Genomic DNA, 17,403 nt, shown 5'->3' with positions numbered 1-17,403 from the left:
GGCGTCGGCGCTGATTTTCGCCGGATCGCGCAGCGGTATCCGCCGGCATCACACACGCACGAACAGAACCGATCTAAAGAACGCGGGACTCGAACGCGCAGTTACTTCTTTTCCATCACGCATTGCAGCGGGTGCTGGTGCTTGCGGGCGAAATCCATCACCTGCGTCACCTTGGTCTCGGCAATCTCGTAGGTGAACACGCCGCACTCGCCGATCCCGTGATGATGGACGTGCAGCATGATCTTGGTCGCGGCCTCGACGTCCTTCTGGAAGAACTTCTCCAGCACGTGGACGACGAATTCCATCGGCGTGTAGTCGTCGTTGAGGATCAGCACGCGATAGAGGTTGGGCCGCTTGGTCTTTGGCTTGACCTTGGTGATGACGGACGTGTTCGGACCCGTCGGGCCACCGGAACGGTTCTCATCATTGCTCATCCGGGGAGCGTGGGCGGCGGCGGCCGCGGACAGGTCGAGTCTGGAAGTCAGTTGCGGCATGGCTCAGGCGTTCAAATTCCCCACGGAAGCGTATGACGGTTTACCGCGCGGTCCCGCACCGGGAGCCTCGCACGGACGCGCCGCCTTGTTGGATCGCCGCTTCCAACCGGCCCGGTCGAAGCCGGATCGATTTCAGGGAATATGGGCCCGCCCCCGGCCCGCCGCAAGCATGCAGGGGCTCAGCCGATGCGGCCGCGACGGTCCCGATTCCCGTCCGGACGATCCGGGCCAAGGTTAACCAATCCAGACTGATTTGCCAAAAATTTCCCGCTGGCCCGTTCAGAAGGTGTTGACCAGGAACCTGACGCGGGCGTGACCGCGGCGGTTTGGCGCGGGATTTCCCCGTTTTTCTACGGCCTAATTTACCCGACATTCAAAGCTGTGGCGTGAAATCGGGCAAAACCACAGATCTCGGGGCTCGTCATGTTTCGCCTACCCGCCGACTCCCGCTTCGGCCGATTGCTTGCCCGCTTTGTGTCCGCCGAGCAAGGCAACATCGCCGTCATTTTCGCCATCACCCTGCTCCCGATCCTCTGCATGGTCGGCGCCGCCGTCGACTACTCTCGCGCATCGCGCGCACGCTCGTCGATGCAGGCCGCCCTCGACTCCACCGCGCTGATGCTGTCGAAGGATTTGACGGCGGGAACGATCACGACTTCGGACATTAGCACGAAGGCGCTGAGCTACTTCTCGGGTCTCTATACCGATACCGAGGCCAAAGGCGTCAACATCACCCCCACCTACACGGCCGCGACCACGAGTGCGGCAGCCACCCTGCTGCTGACTGGCACCGGCTATATCACCTCCGATTTCATGCAGATTGCCGGCTTTCCGACGCTCGGCTTCAATACCACCTCGACCTCCACCTGGGGCAACGCGAAAATGCGCGTTGCACTTGTGCTCGACAACACGGGATCGATGGCACAGGACGGCAAGATCACGGCACTGAGAAACGCCGTGGCCGGATCCGGCGGCCTCATCGACCAGCTCAGCGCCCTCAGCAAGAACAGCGGCGATGTCTATATCTCGGTCATCCCGTTTGCCAAGGACGTGAATGTTGGATCCAGCAATTACACGCAGAGCTGGATCGATTGGACGAGCTGGGAAGCGGAGGCACCGGACCTCGTGTCGTCTAAGCCCTCGAATTGGGCGAACATCGGACCGGGCTCCAACTGCCCGTGGTCGATGTCAAATAACGGCTTCACTTGCGTGAATGGTCCGGGCAGCACATCGGCGGTCAGTACCATCCCGAATTCGGGCTCGAACAAAGGGCTGATCTGCCCCGGTACCAATGGCAGTGGCTCGTACAAGTACCACTATTTGATCAATGGCTGCTATAACAGCGTGGCGTCGGGCTCGACGTATACGCACACGTGGCAGCCGAATTCCCACTCGACGTGGAGCGGATGCATTACGGATCGGACCCAGCCGTACGACGCGCAGTCCACGGCGCCGAACTCAAGCACTGTCGCCACCTTGTTCCCGGCAGAGCAATATTACGAGAACAGCACTTCCTTTTGCAGCAGCAGCGCTTCGACCCAGCTCGAGCCGATCATCCCGCTGAGCTATAATTGGAGCACACTCAAGACCGCGGTCAACGCAATGCAGCCAACCGGCGGCACCAACCAGGTGGTGGGTCTGGCCTGGGGGTGGCTGTCGCTCTTGCAGAGCGCTCCGTTGAACGCGCCGGCGGAAAGCGGCACCAACGGCACCACCTACAACAGGGTCATCATCCTGCTATCCGACGGCCTGAACACCGAGAATCGCTGGCCGGCCTACGGCGACGGCAGCAGCCAGACCACCACCTACGGCAACAGCACCTTCCCCGGTTCGATCGACGCCAGGCAGCAAGTTCTGTGCGACAACCTGCACAACGCCAGGGACTCCGGCGGCGCACCGATGTACACGATCTACACGATCCAGGTGAACACGAGCTCGCCCGCCGATCCCACGTCGGCGATCCTGAAATACTGCGCGAGCAGTCCGGACAAGTTCTACATGCTCACCAGCTCGAGCCAGATCGTGACCACGTTCAACACGATCGGGACTGCTCTCAGCAAGCTGCGGCTGGCGAGATAATCCTGCACAATTTGCAAAGAGAAAGCCGGTTTGCAAAGAGAAAGCCGGGCTGAACCAGCCCGGCTTTCTTGATTCCAAAACCTGTCGCGCGAATTACTGGGCGGCCGGGGTGAACTTCGACACGACCGTTTCGACCGGCTTGAACGCCTGTTTGGCGAGGTCGCTGTAGAGGCCGGCGATCTTCTGCGATTCCGCGACGAAGGTCTCGTAGGCGGAACGGGCGAAATCGGTCTGGGCTTCCATCGCCTTGTCCAGCGACTTCACGCCGGAAAGCTTCTCGACGAAGGACTTGGTGTCTTCAAAAGATTTCTTGGTGTAGTCGCCATAAGCGCTGGCGATCGCCTGGAGGCCGTGCTGCACCGAGGTCGCGGAAGCAACGCACGTCTCGAAATGCTCTTTCCCGTAGTTCTGAAAGTCTTCAACCTTGAACATCTTGGAATCCTTTTCCCTGGCTCGCGTCCGGAAGCCCCGGCTCCCTGACTCTGCCCACAATTAGTGCAACGCACAAAAAAGTCAAGAATCTTGTGCGTCGCACAAAAGTCGGTGCAAGTTACGGAAATTCCCGGGCTTTCCCGCAAGGGTTTCTTAAGCTTTTGGAAACCGCGGCGCCCTACCTTGATTCCCTGGACGTGTTCACTTCCGCAGACGGTCAAAAGCCGTTTGAGAACATCACCTTAGCCAGAACAGCGGCTCAGGCCCAACGTTTCCCGCGGCGATCACCAGCGGAGAGACAGCCTGAGCAGGTAATGATCCCGGGTCCGCAGGGCACAATTTCGCCTCACGAGCCGGTGATCAAGTCACAAACGGGGACGGGGTTCCATGCTTCGTAACAACTGGTCTTCCTCGCGCTTGGCGCGGGTTGGCGTTTTCGGGCTTCTTACGGTCACCACAGCCGTCATCTTCACGACCGACGCTGCCGATGCGCGGCGCCATCGGCGCCACTATGCGCACCACCGGGTGCAGCGTGAAGCGTCCGAGAGCTCCAGCCCGAAATTCGCGTCGATCATCGTCGACGGCAATTCGGGCACGGTGCTTCAGTCGAACAGCCCCGACGGACTGCGCCATCCCGCCTCGCTCACCAAGATCATGACGCTTTATCTGCTGTTCGAACGTCTCGAGTCCGGCAAGATGAAGCTCGATACCGAGATGCCGGTATCGCAGCACGCCGCCGACCAGGATCCGACCAAGCTCAACCTGCGTGCCGGCCAGACCATCCGCGTCGAGGACGCGATCAAGGGTCTCGTCACCCGCTCCGCCAATGATGCTGCCGTTGTGATCGCCGAAGCGATCGGCGGCGACGAGGACGATTTCGCCGCGATGATGACGCGCAAGGCCCGCGCGCTCGGCATGTCCAAGACGGTCTACCGCAATGCCAACGGCCTTCCCAACGACGAGCAGGTGACCACTGCGCGCGACCAGGCCACGCTCGGCCGCGCCATCCAGGAGCGCTTCCCGCGCTACTATCGCTTTTTCTCGACCACCTCGTTCACCTGGCGCGGCGAGCAGATCCGCAACCACAATCATTTGCTCGGCAGCGTCGAGGGTGTGGACGGCATCAAGACCGGCTACACCCGCGCCTCCGGCTTCAACCTCGTGACCTCGATGCGCCGCGGCAACCGCCACCTGATCGGCGTGGTGCTCGGCGGCCGCAGCGGCGGCTCGCGCGACGCCATCATGCGCAATCTGCTGGCGGAGAACCTCGAGAAGGGCGCGACCACCCACACGGTCGTGGCGGTGACCGAGCGCAACAGCGCCGACACCAGCACCGACGTTGCCGACGCTTCGGATACCCCGGCCCGTCCGGCTACGCCGGTTCAGGTCGCGGCGGCCCCTGCTCCCGAGGCACCCGCACCGCGTCCCGCCTCGCGCCTGTCGGCCCTGGCAGCTGCAACCGCCGCAATGCCGCCGGTCCAGCCCAAGCCCGAAGCCAGGCCCATCGAGTCCAAGATCGAGCCCGCGCCGCTCACCAATGGCGTGATCTCGAGCCAGCCGCTCGCCCTCATTCCAGGCTCGTCCGAGCCAATGAAGCCGGTCCGGGTCAAGACGGTTCAGGTCAAGGCCGGCGCGGTCAAGGTCGCCTCCGCCGCCCCCGCCCAGGTCGCGCCCCAGGTCACCAACACGATTTCGTCCCGCTCCGACGTCGCCGAGACCTCCGGCGCCGTCGTCGCCAGGGCCGACATCATCAACAAGCCGGAGCCCGCCCGGGCCGAGGTTGCCCGGACCGAGATGCCGCAGCAGCCGGCGGGCTTCGGCACCGGCAACGGCATCCTCGGCGTGCTGCCGGCGACCACTGCCGCTGCCCCGGCGCCCGCCCCGGTCGCCAAGCTCGCTTCCGCCGATCCGTCACCGCAGCCGATCCAGATGAGCGCCGCCACCAAGCCGGTCGCTACCCATAGCGGCTGGATCGTCCAGGTCGGCGCGCTCGAGAGCGAGAGCGAGGCCCAGCAGCGCATTGAAGCCGCGCGCAGCTCGGCCCGCGGCCTGCTCAGCAAAGCCGATCCGTTCACCGAGCCTGTTGTCGCCAGGGACAATCGCAAGCTCTACCGCGCCCGCTTCGCCGGGCTCGAGCGCGACCAGGCCGAAGCGGTGTGCAAGGCGCTCAAGCGCGCCGACATCTCCTGCATGACCGTCCGCAACTGATCTTCCTGCCCCTCCAAGCAAAATGCCCGCGCCCTGCGCGGGCATTTTTGTTTTTGGGATGCGGTGGCGCTCGAGGCTGTTCCGCGACAACCTCTCGTCAAGGATTTACGGTTAAAACTTTACTCAAGGGATCGACCACGCCGACAATGGCGGGCATCGGGCGACGGCAGACAGAGCAAGCGGAGCTTACGCGGTACGGGCGTTTGTGGCGTGGTGCCGGAGTTAGCCGTTATGCGTACGAAGCAGAGTATCCTTGGCCTCGTTTACACGGGCAGCGAGGTACGTCGAGCCCCCCTGGTCGGGATGCAGTTTCTTCATGAGGGATTTGTGCGCCCGGCTGATGTCGTCGCGCCCCGCTCCCGGCTGCAAGCCAAGGATCTGATAGGCTTCCTCCGCCGTCATTTTGCCGCTCGACGCCGTGCGGCGCTGCCCCCCTGCCGCGTTGCCCTGCGCGTTCTGACGCCAAGCGGGAAACCGGCGGTCCAGATAGCTTTCAAGTAAGGCCACGCTCTCGGCGTCGAACGCCGGGACCATCGCCAGCAGGCTTGCAAGATCGAACTCGTCGAGGCCACGCCCGGCATGAGGTCCGGCGACGATCTGGCCTGAGAGCTGGCCGGACTCGTGATCGAGCCGCATGTCCAGGAATTGCGAGCGTACGCGCGAGCTCTGGTTGGGCGAGCGCGCAGCGCCGCCGCCGAACATGCCCCCGATATTGCCGAAGCCGGCGTTTGCCAACGGCGTCCAACCGAGCAGTCCGGCGCCAAATATCCCGAGCGGGATCGCCACCGCCAATTCACCCCTTAAGCCCGTGAAGGCCGCCACCGCGAGCGCGACCACGCCGCCCCCGACCTTGATGGCGCGCGCCAGCACGGCTGGATTGGCGGCGCGGAACATCTGGAGCAACAGATAAAGCGTGATGATAGCGACAAGGCCGGCAATCAGGGTCATGGCGGGAATATAGTCGCCCTCTTGTCAAAAAGCATGGTGTCCTTCCTTCCCGCCACGATCGGAAGATGACACGCCAGGCCGTTTTGCCGATAAGCAATCTGCCCCATCTCTCCGGCACGCGCGGCCGTAACGACGATCGCGCCATCATCGTAGGAGCGATGGCAAGGGTTTGGGGAAGACGATGAGCAGCGGATTCAAGCCACCGATCGTGCCGGCCGGGTTCTTCGGCATCGTCCTTGGCCTTGCGGGTCTCGGCAACGCCTGGCGTGCCGCGCACCAGGTCTGGCACTTGCCGGCGATCGTCGGCGAAATCATCTTCGCCTTCGCCTCGATCGTCTGGGCGGTGCTGATCGCGCTGTTCGCGCTGCGCTGGATTTTCGCGCGCGCGGAGTCGCTCAGCGAAGCCCATCACCCGGTCCAGTGCTGCTTCATCGGCCTCGCCGGCGTCTCCACCATGCTGATCGCGATTGCCGCGGAGCCCTATTCGCACCTCGCCGCCATCGTCCTGTTCAGCCTCGGCGCCGCATTCACGCTCGGTTTCGCACTGTGGCGGACGGGACTGTTGTGGCGCGGCAATCGCGACCACACGGCGACGACGCCGGTCCTCTATTTGCCGACCGTTGCGGGCGGCTTCGTCACGGCTGGCGTTTCGGCGGCCCTCGGCTACCCCGATTGGGGACAGCTCGCGTTCGGCGTGGCGCTGTTCTCCTGGTTCGCGATCGAATCCGTGCTGTTGCACCGGCTCTATACCGTCGAGACCCTTCCCACCGCGCTGCGTCGGACGCTCGGCATTCAACTCGCACCGCCCGTGGTCGGCGCGGTCGCCTATCTCGCGATCAATGGCGGTGTCCCCGACATGTTCGCGCATATTATGGTCGGTTACGGGCTGATGATGGCGCTGCTGCTGCTTCGGCTGCTGCCCTGGATCATGGAGCAGCCGTTCTCGGTGTCCTATTGGAGCTTCACCTTCGGTGCGACCGCACTTGCGATCGCGCCGATCCGCATGGTCGGGCACGGCGATACCGGCGCGATCGCAATGCTCGCGCCCTATCTGTTCGCGGCCGCCAATATCGTGGTTGGACTGATCGCGCTTGGCACGCTGCGCCTGATCGTGCAGGGTCGATTGCTGCCGCCTGTCGCCGCACCGCCCGCGGCGCAGGCCGCACGGGCCTGACCTGCTACTTCATCTGTCCGATCAGCTGCGCCGCGCCGCTCGCCGTCTTCGCCAGCTTCAACAATGCGTCGCGACCGCCGGCGGCATAGGCCGCAGCGGCCCGCAACAGCTCGCGCAGCTGCGCCGCCGCGCCCGGATCGAACCGGCACCAGGCGCCGCCGGTCAGGCGCGCGATCTCGCGAAACGCCTGTTCGGCGATCGCATCATGGCCTTCCTGAAACAGGAACACCGGCACCTTCAGCATGCCGAGCTCGCCGGCCTTGGCGCAAAGTGCGTCGACCTTCTCCTCCATGGCGTCGCCGACGAAGACCACGGCCCGCACACCCGATGCAACCGCCTCGCGCCGGGCGTCGGTCAGCACCCTGCCGATCTGGGTGTCGCCGCCACGGCAATCGATCTTGCTCATCAGCGTCGCGAGCTTGCTGCTGTCCGAAATCCACCCGGTGGCACGGCATTCGTTGAAGCCGCGATAGTAGACGAGCCGGATGTCGAGGCTGCCGAGCGATGCGGCCTCGCGAAACATATCCGCCTGAAGCGCACAGGCCATGTCCCAGGTCGGCTGCCGGCTCATTGTCGCATCCAGCGCGAAGATCAGGCGGCCCTTTGCGCCGGGTGCATGCGGCGACAACGCACGCGCCTTGGCGACGAAGGCGGCGACGTCGTCCGCGGTCGAGGTCTTCGCCTGCGGCAACGCGCCGTCGTCTTCGGCTCGCGCCGAGACGGCATCGCTACCGCGCGGTTTAACGGGGTCGCCGGACATCTGGGGTCGCACTCGGTCTCACACCACCAATGTGGATAGCGTGCCCTGCCCGGTCAATGCACAAAGCCTCCGCAGGCCGAAGGCCAACGGAGGCTTTGAAAGTAGTTCCAGCGATCGTCTGGCTGATCAGCTCTTGGCTGGCGACATCAGGGCCACGGGACCCGGCTCGAGCACCTTCGGCGGCGACGTCGAGGTATCGACCGGTGCGATCGCGCTGTCGGTGTCGCTCAGGAATTTATCGAGCATGCCCTGGATCGAGTTCTTGGCCGCATCCGGACCGGTGTCGCGCATGTCGTTGTGCTGGAATTCGGTCTTCACGACCTGAATGCCTGCCTTCTCGCACTCCTCATCGGTCGGGATCACGCCCGCGTCAGTCTTGAACTGCGGATCCTGCGAACGGAACGACAGGATCTTGAACTTGCCGGCGGTGACGAAGGGCACGCGGAGATTGTCCAGCGTCACGACCTTCTTGACCTCGTCCGGATACTGCTTGGCGAAGTACATCGTGATGTCGCCGCCCATCGAATGGCCGACCATCGTCACCCGCGAATAGTCAGCGTTGGGCTGGACCTTCTTCATCTCCTGCATCGCCAGATGGATATTGGCGACACCGCGCAGGATCTGCGGCAGGCGGCCGACATAGATTTCGCCGGGCTTGGTCACCATCGGCGGATCGGTCGGCAAATCATGCTGCGGGCTGACGACGAGATAGCCGCGCGCGGCGAAGATGTTGGCGAGGAAGCCGTACTCGGTGTTCTTGACGGTGTTGCCGTGATTGATCACTGCGACCGGCATGGTGATCAAGCCGGCATCGGCCTGCATTTCCTTGTCGCGGCGGATTGCGATGTCGACAGGCACGGGACGGTTGTCGCGGGACGCGTCGTAGAAGGTGATGGTCTCGTGCTTGATGGCCCACTTGCTCGCCGTGAAATAGGCGACGCCGCAGAGGGCTCCGACAGAAACCAGAACGGCAATTCCACGCTTCATTTTCGTCCTCAGCCTCAGGTCTTGCGACCTGATCCCTGTTGAAAATCGTGTTGTTCGAGGAGCTCTTCGGCCCCTTCGCGCCTATTCCCTAATATATGTCACAGCCGCGTGACAGGAAGGCCAAATATTGTGAACTGGCAGCCCTTTCATTGTGCGGCGCACACGTTTCTTGGGCATCCCGTTCTCACAAGGCTACGTCAGGGTGTAGGTCACCATCCGACGCAACCGGTCTAGATTGGGTTCAATTTCGCGGTAAACGTGGGATGAAAACGGTCGAACACGGCCGCAGTTCCCGCGGGAACCGGTGACTTTGATCGACTGGAAGTAGCGCTATACCGCCCGGGTCAGGCGCCGAGGATGTCGTGGACCTCGAGCGGCTTGTCGACCTGGCTGAACCACTCGGCGCGATTTGCCGCACGGCGACGGCCGCGCTCGTCGAGCGGCAGCTTGAGCTGGCGGAGCAGGCTCGTCACCTCTTCCCGCGCGGTGAGATGTCCGAGATTGGGCCGCATCCCGAGCGTGGCCTCGTCGATCTCGTCGAGCGCCGTCAGGCCGCGCGGAAAAAACTCGCGATAGACCACGCGCTCGGCGAAGCCGTCGACGTAGCGGAAGCCGAGCCGCAGTGACAGATCCTTCAGCCCCTCGGCGACGAGCTGCTTGTTGCGGGAGCCGAGCATCGACAGGCGGTTGCGCACCACGATCCAGTCGGTGGTCGAACCGTCGAGCTGGCGGCGCTTGCGCCTGACGTCGCGCACCATCTCAGCGTAATGGCTTTCCCCCGTGACCGCGTAATTGGCGGGGTCGACGGTGCCGAGCACGTCGAAATCGAGGAAGCTGTCGTTGATCGGCGTGACCAGCGTGTCGGCCATCGAATGGGCAAGCCGCATCAGATAGCTGTCGGTGCCGGGCGTATCGATGACGATGAAGTCGAAGCTGCTCTCGACCGCCGAGACTGCCTCCATGAATTGAAGGAACTCGGAGTTCTCGTTCTCGGCGACCTGCATCGTCTCGCCGAGCTTGATGCAGCGATGCATCGGCAACTCGAGGTCGAGCTTGGTGCGGCGCGCCCAGGCGGAGCGGTTGTTGATGTAGCGGGTGAAGCTTTGCTGGCGGCAGTCGAGATCGATGGTGGCGACACGCTGGCCGGCCTTCAGGAGCGCAACTGCGATGTGCAGGGCGGTGGTCGATTTGCCGGAGCCGCCCTTTTCATTCCCGAGCACGACGACATGCGCCGAGCCGGATTGGCTTTGGCTAGCCTGCACAAGCATAGCGATCCTCAACACCCCTGAACAATATCTTCGAGTTGGCCGCGTCTGCGGTCAAGTGAAATGCGTGACAGGATGACGAAATCAATGTGCACTGGTCGTCATCATGAATCGCATCGCGGTGTCGCCTCTGTAATCCGACCGCAATGGCGCGACATCCTCGCTGCGGAGGATGCTGTGCCGCATGTCGATGCATGGCGTCCACGACCGCCGCTTGTTAAGGTTAGCCGCAAGCGCGGCAGACCGCGCCCACCCCCAACGATTCCCGAGTCTTGATGTCACGAAGCCCCTTGATCACCCGCACGGTGCCCACCCTGCGACGCGCCGTCGACAATCTCCGCAAGCGAAAGGCCACGGTCGCGCTGGTTCCGACCATGGGCGCCCTCCATGACGGGCATGTGTCGCTGGTGCGCCTGGCCAAGCGACGCGCGAGCCGCGTCATTGTGTCGATCTTCGTCAATCCAACCCAGTTCGCCCCGACCGAGGATTTCGGCGCTTATCCGCGAACCTGGAAAGCCGACATCGCCAAGCTCGCGGCCGAGGATGTCGACATCGTCTGGCACCCCGGCGTCGAGGCGATGTATCCGGAGGGCTTTGCGACGCGCGTCGTTCCAGAGGGACCGGCACTGGCCGGCCTCGAGGACCGCTTCCGCCCGCACTTCTTCGGCGGCGTCGCCACCGTCGTCGGCAAGCTGTTCACGCAGTGTCGGCCGGATGTCGCGATCTTCGGCGAGAAGGACTTTCAGCAATTGCGCGTGGTGACGCAGATGGCGCGCGATCTCGACCTTGGCGTGAAGGTGATCGGCTCCCGCACGGTGCGCGAACGCGACGGGCTCGCGATGTCCTCGCGCAATGTGTACCTCTCACCCGAGGAGCGGCAGACCGCCACCACCCTCTACCGCGCCATGAAGGACAGCGCTCGCCGGATCCAGGCCGGCGAGACAATCGCGAGCGCGATGGCGCGCGGCGCCGAGATGATCGAGGCGACCGGCTTTGCGCTCGACTATTTCGAAGCGCGTCATGCCGAGACGCTGGCGCCTGTCACCTCGCGCAAGGATGGGCCGTTGCGGATTCTGGTGGCAGCCAAGCTCGGCACGACGCGGCTGATCGACAATATCGCGGTGCGATAGCCGAGGTTGATCTTGAACCTCGTCTCAACCCTATGGATGATCGTGGCGAGGGAACAAGCCAAGCGACAGGTCCATGTCATCGATCCGCACCATCATCGTCGGCTGCCTATGGGCGCTGATTGCCGCCACCGCTGCGCAGGCGCAGGAGCGGCCGCCGATCGGCGTGTACGGCTCCCCGCAGGACGCGATGATCTTCTATGTCGCCCACGGCCCCACCGGTGCCTGCGGTCCGGGCTGCTCCGACTGGATTGCAGCCGAAGGCACCGTGCAATGGGACAGCTGGAAGCGGTTGATTGCGATCCTCGACCGTCAGCAGGGACGCAAGCTGCCGCTGCTCATCCATAGCTGGGGCCCTTCCAACCTCAACGTCGCGACCAGCATGGGCCGCATCCTGCGCGAGCACGGCCTGGATGCGACGGCGGGCGCGACCGAGGTCGAGGCCTGCGCCGGCCGGTCGGAGGCCGATTGCTTTGCCGTGAAGCGTCCGGGCGGCCCGCTCGACGCCACGGTGTCGGTGCCGGACCCGGCTTGCGATCTGGCCTGCGTCCTGGTGCTGGCGGGCGGCGTGCATCGCAGCCTGCCCGAGGGCGCCAAGGTGGTGCTGACCGGCCGCTCCATCCACAACCGCCGCGCGCCCAACGTCTCGGCCGAGCAGCGCGAGAGCCTGACGGTGATCTTTGGCGAGCGCTACCGGAAATACCTGCTCGAGATGGGCGTCGAGCCCGGGCTGGTCGACATCGTCGACAGTCTCGACGAAGGCAGCCGCCCGTTCATAGTGCCGCCCGCCGAAGTGGCGCGGCTGCACATCGTCACGCCGCCCTGAGCGGCATTCCTCAGAGCAATCCGAGATCGCGCAGCTCGCGCCGCATCGGCTCCGGCATCGCCGCGATGGTGCCTGCGGCGGACTTGCCGAGATCCGGCGGCACGGAATCGTCGGTGAGATAACGCCAGCCCTGGAACGGGCGCATCGGCCGCGGCGACACCGAGATCACTTTCGGCTGCATCACGATCCGGCAACGCCCGATACCGTCCTTGTCGCGGAACGGCTCGATGCCGATGATCTTTTCGCGCGCCGCGATCTCACCCTTGATGACCCAATAGAGCGATCCGCCCGACAGAATCTCGGCGTCGCGCTTGGGCACCATGCGGGTGACGTGGATGTGGTGTTGCGGCAGGCCTTTTTTCTTGGCCGTCTGCATCCGCTCGGCGATCCACCCCTTCAATTCCTTGACGGAGTCGCAGCCGACGGCAAGCTTGATCAGATGAAGTGGCATGGCCCAGCATTAGCGGGCCGGCCGCAGGTTTTCAAAGCCGAACTAGTCGTTATCCGCAGCCGCGGGAGCCGAGCCCGGCGGCGGCGCGAGCGGAACCGGCGCCGGCGGCGCGGCGGCGGGTGCGCGCGCAGCCTTCGGCGCCGGCGGCTTCTTCGCAGCCGGTGCCGCGGGTGCCGCGGCCTGTGCCGAGGTCGCAGCCGGGGCACGTGGCGCCGGCGCCGCAGCCGCATTGGCGGCCGGTGACTGGCGCGCGGCCGGCTCAGGATTCATGATGCTCACCGGCGGCGTCGACGAGGCGCTCGGGAACTCCGCATTGGTCGGTTTGCCCGTCGGCATCGACGGCGGCAGCCCGGCGATCGCACCCAGGGGTGCAGTCCCCGCCGGCGCCGCGGCGGGCGCGTTCCACGTCGGCGCATAGCGCGCGACCAGCATGTCGTAGAGATGGGAGTCCATGTTGGCGGCGACCTGCTGCTGATCGGTCAGCGAGCGGAAGGTGGCACAGTCGAACTGGGTGCAGCCGTCGCGCACGACCAGCACCTGGGCAACGAGGCCGTAGCGATCGCGCTCCAGCGACTTGCGCAGCACCTTCGTGTCCACCGTCAGGCTCTTGTCGGCGGTCGCGGCGTCGCCGAGCGCAGTCAGCCGATCGATCCGGGCTGCCGTGTAAGCGACGGCGGCAGCCGCCGCGTCAGGCGCACCGAACAGCGCCTTCTCGCAGCCAGCGGCGACGGCATCGCCGGCGAGGTCGTCGAGGCAGGACAACGCCGGCAGGCTTGTATTCGCCACGGCCAGCGCACGCGCTTCACTCGGCGCGGCCTGCCCTGCGGGTCCGTAGACGCGCATGGTGGCGGCCACCGCAATGCTGATTGAGAGTAGCGTGATGACGGTGAGCGCACCGTTGGCGACCGATCTTTCGGCCCGCAGCAACGTGATCAGCAGGATCAATCCGAAGAAGCCGGCAGCCGCCAGCGTCATCCACATCGGAAAGGCCGGCGAGCGCCAGATTTGGTCGAGCGACGAGGCCGATGCCCAGTCCATGCGCGATGTCCCCTCACGCGAGCCGAGTGCGAATGGTCAAGCGAGCACCGCGAGTCGGCAACTGCCCCCGCCCACCTTGTCGAGGCGAAGCGGGCCTTTTAACGGCGGGCGAGCGAATTCGCCCGCAATATCAATGCGTGGTGCCGTCAGCGCATTACGAGAGTGCGAGCTGGCTTTCCTTCGCGACTCGTTCGAAGGCCTCGGTCGAGCTCTTGATCCGGTACTGGCAGTCGTCACCTTCCGTCGGCAGCAGGCGAATGACCTCGTACGAACCACTCGCAGCCGGGCGCGCGACGTTGCTGGCAGTGAACAGTACGCGCGTTCCAATCGGGAATTTGTGCTTCAACACCCTCTCCATCACTCAAACAACGCCTGCCTCGCCCGTGGTCCCACTGCGAGGCCGGCTGGAAACCCAGCCGCTGTATAGCACGCATGCGGCGTTTTTGACCAGCCTCATGCGAGCATGGCGAACGTGCCAATTTTGAAGTCTTTTCAGGACGATAACGGGAACAGAGCCGGCCTGGACGACCGCTGGAACCAGGCCTCAGGCGCCATGAGGCAGATGGCCCTGCGGGCTTGCCTGATCCACCGCCTTGGGCAGCTCCTGGGCCAGGATCTCGCCCAGCTGGTCGACCGGGATGTTGTAGCGCGCGGCAAGCTGCCGGACGGTGTCGTTGCCGAGCACGGCGCGGAGCTGGTCGGCGGAGATCGGCAGGTTCTGGCCGTTACCGAGCCAGGATTTGACCTGGTCGCCGAAGCCCGCCTGCTGGAGCTTTGCGACGATCGCGCCCAAACCGCCCTGGTTGTTGCTACCGAACACCTCGTTCATCACGGCCGGCAGGACGGCGGCGCCGAGCTGGCCAAGCGCGCTGCGCAGCGCGGGATTGTTCTCCAGCGAGTCCAGAATTCCCATGGCCGTCCCCTCTTTCGTTGTTCCCTGTGATTGAGCGCCGCGAGCGGCCGTGCCGTCAAGCTGCGCCCATTCACATTTTCAAGTGAGCATGATCTCGCCGGAGAACCGGTGTCCGCTTCTCCGGATCATGCCCGCAATTACACAGTCTCGAACTTTTCGATGACAAGCGTTTCGGCGAGTCCATCGCGGGTCCACTCCTGGAACGCCGGCATCGCGAGCATCGTGTCCATGTAGGCTTTGGTCTCCGGCGTGACCTCGATGGCGTAGGTCCGGAAGCGATGCACGACCGGCGCATACATCGCATCGGCCGCGCCGAAGCGGCCGAACAGGAACGGGCCGCCGGCACCGTAGCGGGTCCGGCACGTGCGCCAGATCTCCTGCACGCGCGCGACGTTGGCCTTGGCATCCGCCGACAGCGTCACGGGACGCACGGGACGGTGCAGGTTCATTCCGCATTCGCTGCGCAGGGCCATGAAGCCGGAATGCATCTCGGCGCACACCGAACGGGCAAACGCGCGGGCCGCGACGTCATCGGGCCACAGCTTCACTTCCGGATAGCACTCGGCGACATACTCGATAATGCTCAGCGAATCCCACACCGTGATGTCGCCGTCGACCAGCACCGGCACCTTGCCGGCGCGGCTGAAGGACAGGATCTGCTCCTTGTCCGCGGGATTGTCGGTGTAGAGCGGGATCACGGTCTCCACGAACGGGATGTCGTTGGCGCGCAGCGCAAGCCAGGGCCGCATCGACCATGACGAGTAGTTCTTGTTGCCGATCGCGAGCTTGAGCGCTGCCATGTCACGGGTCCTTCGTTAAGTCCTCTGGATACGGCTGCTTTTAACGCCATCGCCTGCCGCCAATCAATCGTTGCCGCGACCCATCATGCATGGCAATCGTTGCGACCTCGCGAGGAGAGAGACATGAGCAGGCATTGGGTCGACATCACCGCCGTCGGCTTCTTCATCATCGAATGGCTGGCCTATGCCGCAACCCTCGAGCACTCCGCCTATGGCCGCGACAGCCTGTCGGCGCGGATGAATCGCTACCGCGAGGTCTGGGTCCGCCGGCTGCTCGATCGCGAGGCACGCATGGTCGACATGCAGATCATGGCCTCGCTCCAGAACGGCACCGCCTTCTTCGCCTCCACCAGCCTGTTCGCGCTTGGCGGCGCGCTGGCGCTGCTGCACGCCACCAACGACGCCATCACCATTCTGGGCAAGCTGCCGATCGACCTCAGCACCTCGCCCGCAATGTGGGAGCTGAAATGCGTCGGGCTGGTGTTGATCTGCGTCTATGCGTTTTTCAAATTCGCCTGGGCCTATCGCCTGTTCAACTATGTCGCGATCCTCTACGGCGGCATGCCGCCGGCTGCGCTGCGCGATACGCCGGAGGCCGAAGCCCATGTCATGCGCACCACGCGCGTGTTCGAGTCCGCCGGCCGCCATTTCAACCGCGGCCAGCGCGCCTTCTTCTTCGCGCTCGGCTATCTCGGCTGGTTCGTCAGCCCCTGGGTGCTGTTCGTGACCACGGCCGCCGTGGTGATCGTGACCTGGCGACGCCAATTTGCGTCCAGCGCATGGGCGGCGATGGCGCCGGATGTGGTTGATGACGACAAGGTGACGAAGCGCGGTCATTGAGGACCTCATGTGAAGGTGCGAGCGACGCGGCGCGGTGCCGTAGGGTGGGCAAAGCCGCAACGCGCACGCGCCGCTTGACATGGCGTGCACGTTTCCTCGACAACTCACGCCGTGATCAGTTTTCCCAAAATTGCCGACCTGCCGACCACGCCCTTCTCCGGGGTCGATGTGGTTCGGGGCGTCGAATGCGCGGCGTCCGATGGCGACGGCGCGGGACGCGTTTTGGTCGAGGTCGACGGCAAGCCTGACGTCCTCGCGTTCTATGGCGCGGCGCCCGAAGGCGCGCCGGCCGATCCCGTCATCTTCCTGCGCGGCGATGCCGTCGAGAAACGCGATGACGACGTCGTGGTGGCCAACGAGTGGTACGTCGCGGCGACGGCCTACGACGTGCAGGCGCTGGCTGAACAGTTCAGCGCCTGCTTCCATCGCCCCTATGTCCACCTGGCGCGCCCGGGTATCCTGGGTTCGACGGGGCACCATCTCGACCGGCGCCGGCCGCGCGAAGTTGCACTGGTCGATGCGGCGCTGACCCGGCTCAAGGCGCATTTCGGCTGGCGCCGCCTCAATCTCGTCGGCCAGTCCGGCGGCGGCCATCTCGTGGCTGCGCTGATCGCGTGCCGCGACGATATCGGTTGCGCGGTGATCACCTCGGGGAATACGGCGGTGGCCCAGCGCAATCGCGAGAACGGCTGGGCCGCCGACATCACCGGACACAGCGACTTCCTCGACCCGATCGACCATGTCGCCGAGGTCGCGCGCCATCCGCCGGAGAAGATCATCGTGCTGACGGACCCACAGGACCGGCGCGTGTCGGCGTCCGTCCAGACCGCCTATGTCGAGGCACTGCGCCGCGCCGGCGCCGCCGTGGACCACCGCCTCCTGCCGGCCTCCGGCAAGCTTCGCCACGATCTGCAACTGCCGGGAATTTTGGCAGCCTTCACCTGGCTCGCGAACCAAAGCACCTAGCCCGGACATACCGGTCGCTATTGACGCGGGAAAATTTCCCACATATCCCTGCCGTCGCGAATTCAGCGGCAGCCGGACGTAAATGCATCCTGACC

18 protein-coding genes are annotated in these 17,403 nt (G+C 64.6%); 7 read left to right on the top strand and 11 right to left on the bottom strand.

Features of this window, described 5'->3' with window-relative positions:
- Nucleotides 1-101: 101 nt before the first annotated feature.
- Complete coding sequence (clpS, locus tag QA645_RS18735) at nt 102-434, bottom strand: ATP-dependent Clp protease adapter ClpS (protein ID WP_015685564.1); 333 nt, start codon at nt 432-434, stop codon at nt 102-104.
- 483 nt (nt 435-917) lie between these two features.
- On the opposite strand from clpS, the gene QA645_RS18730 reads away from it, so the two are divergent.
- Complete coding sequence (locus QA645_RS18730) at nt 918-2,573, top strand: pilus assembly protein (protein ID WP_254194094.1); 1,656 nt, start codon at nt 918-920, stop codon at nt 2,571-2,573.
- Nucleotides 2,574-2,666: 93 nt separating this feature from the next.
- On the opposite strand, the gene QA645_RS18725 is transcribed toward QA645_RS18730, so the two are convergent.
- Nucleotides 2,667-3,005 carry a phasin family protein gene (locus QA645_RS18725; protein WP_148754857.1) on the bottom strand — a complete coding sequence of 113 codons (339 nt, stop codon included), beginning with the start codon at nt 3,003-3,005 and terminating at the stop codon, nt 2,667-2,669.
- Between the two features lie 387 nt (nt 3,006-3,392).
- Between QA645_RS18725 and QA645_RS18720 the strand changes: the two genes are divergently transcribed.
- Complete coding sequence (locus tag QA645_RS18720; protein WP_283052098.1) at nt 3,393-5,213, top strand: serine hydrolase; 1,821 nt, start codon at nt 3,393-3,395, stop codon at nt 5,211-5,213.
- A 222-nt stretch (nt 5,214-5,435) separates the two neighbouring features.
- On the opposite strand, the gene QA645_RS18715 is transcribed toward QA645_RS18720, so the two are convergent.
- Nucleotides 5,436-6,161 carry a DnaJ domain-containing protein gene (locus QA645_RS18715; RefSeq protein ID WP_254194096.1) on the bottom strand — a complete coding sequence of 242 codons (726 nt, stop codon included), beginning with the start codon at nt 6,159-6,161 and terminating at the stop codon, nt 5,436-5,438.
- 181 nt (nt 6,162-6,342) lie between these two features.
- On the opposite strand from QA645_RS18715, the gene tehA reads away from it, so the two are divergent.
- Nucleotides 6,343-7,335: a dicarboxylate transporter/tellurite-resistance protein TehA gene (gene tehA / locus QA645_RS18710; RefSeq protein ID WP_283052094.1), complete on the top strand. Its 993-nt coding sequence runs from the start codon at nt 6,343-6,345 to the stop codon at nt 7,333-7,335.
- A gap of 4 nt (nt 7,336-7,339) precedes the next feature.
- Here the strand turns inward: tehA and QA645_RS18705 are convergent, their stop codons facing one another.
- The 3 genes from QA645_RS18705 to QA645_RS18695 all read right to left on the bottom strand — a co-directional run bounded on the left by QA645_RS18705 (nt 7,340) and on the right by QA645_RS18695 (nt 10,350).
- Complete coding sequence (locus tag QA645_RS18705; RefSeq protein WP_283052092.1) at nt 7,340-8,095, bottom strand: VWA domain-containing protein; 756 nt, start codon at nt 8,093-8,095, stop codon at nt 7,340-7,342.
- A 126-nt stretch (nt 8,096-8,221) separates the two neighbouring features.
- A complete protein-coding gene (locus QA645_RS18700) occupies nt 8,222-9,082 on the bottom strand; it encodes an alpha/beta fold hydrolase (RefSeq protein ID WP_254194099.1) in 861 nt (286 codons plus the stop codon).
- Between the two features lie 344 nt (nt 9,083-9,426).
- A complete protein-coding gene (locus QA645_RS18695) occupies nt 9,427-10,350 on the bottom strand; it encodes a division plane positioning ATPase MipZ (protein WP_148754852.1) in 924 nt (307 codons plus the stop codon).
- A 272-nt stretch (nt 10,351-10,622) separates the two neighbouring features.
- On the opposite strand from QA645_RS18695, the gene panC reads away from it, so the two are divergent.
- The gene (panC, locus tag QA645_RS18690; RefSeq protein WP_283052088.1) at nt 10,623-11,477 is read left to right on the top strand and encodes a pantoate--beta-alanine ligase; all 855 of its coding nucleotides are present in this window, start codon (nt 10,623-10,625) and stop codon (nt 11,475-11,477) included.
- Between the two features lie 73 nt (nt 11,478-11,550).
- Nucleotides 11,551-12,300, top strand: a complete 750-nt coding sequence (locus QA645_RS18685) for a hypothetical protein (protein ID WP_283052086.1) — start codon at nt 11,551-11,553, stop codon at nt 12,298-12,300.
- 10 nt (nt 12,301-12,310) lie between these two features.
- Here the strand turns inward: QA645_RS18685 and QA645_RS18680 are convergent, their stop codons facing one another.
- The 5 genes from QA645_RS18680 to QA645_RS18660 form a co-directional block, all read right to left on the bottom strand.
- Nucleotides 12,311-12,751 carry a DUF1489 domain-containing protein gene (locus tag QA645_RS18680; protein ID WP_254132054.1) on the bottom strand — a complete coding sequence of 147 codons (441 nt, stop codon included), beginning with the start codon at nt 12,749-12,751 and terminating at the stop codon, nt 12,311-12,313.
- A 42-nt stretch (nt 12,752-12,793) separates the two neighbouring features.
- The gene (locus QA645_RS18675) at nt 12,794-13,789 is read right to left on the bottom strand and encodes a hypothetical protein (RefSeq protein ID WP_283052083.1); all 996 of its coding nucleotides are present in this window, start codon (nt 13,787-13,789) and stop codon (nt 12,794-12,796) included.
- A gap of 154 nt (nt 13,790-13,943) precedes the next feature.
- Entirely contained in the window at nt 13,944-14,147 is a 204-nt protein-coding gene (locus tag QA645_RS18670; RefSeq protein ID WP_148773938.1) for a hypothetical protein, read from the bottom strand.
- Nucleotides 14,148-14,333: 186 nt separating this feature from the next.
- Nucleotides 14,334-14,702, bottom strand: coding sequence for a YidB family protein (locus QA645_RS18665; RefSeq protein ID WP_254132056.1), 369 nt, complete (start codon nt 14,700-14,702; stop codon nt 14,334-14,336).
- Nucleotides 14,703-14,839: 137 nt separating this feature from the next.
- On the bottom strand, nt 14,840-15,502 hold the full coding sequence (locus tag QA645_RS18660; RefSeq protein ID WP_254132057.1) for a glutathione S-transferase family protein: 663 nt from the start codon (nt 15,500-15,502) through the stop codon (nt 14,840-14,842).
- Nucleotides 15,503-15,625: 123 nt separating this feature from the next.
- Between QA645_RS18660 and QA645_RS18655 the strand changes: the two genes are divergently transcribed.
- Nucleotides 15,626-16,342, top strand: a complete 717-nt coding sequence (locus QA645_RS18655; protein ID WP_283052078.1) for a DUF599 domain-containing protein — start codon at nt 15,626-15,628, stop codon at nt 16,340-16,342.
- A gap of 111 nt (nt 16,343-16,453) precedes the next feature.
- Nucleotides 16,454-17,308, top strand: a complete 855-nt coding sequence (locus QA645_RS18650; RefSeq protein WP_283052076.1) for a hypothetical protein — start codon at nt 16,454-16,456, stop codon at nt 17,306-17,308.
- Nucleotides 17,309-17,403 lie beyond the last annotated feature (95 nt).

This window comes from Bradyrhizobium sp. CIAT3101, from assembly GCF_029714945.1.
In the GTDB taxonomy this organism is placed as follows: domain Bacteria; phylum Pseudomonadota; class Alphaproteobacteria; order Rhizobiales; family Xanthobacteraceae; genus Bradyrhizobium.
This window is presented reverse-complemented; position numbering and strand designations above follow the sequence as displayed.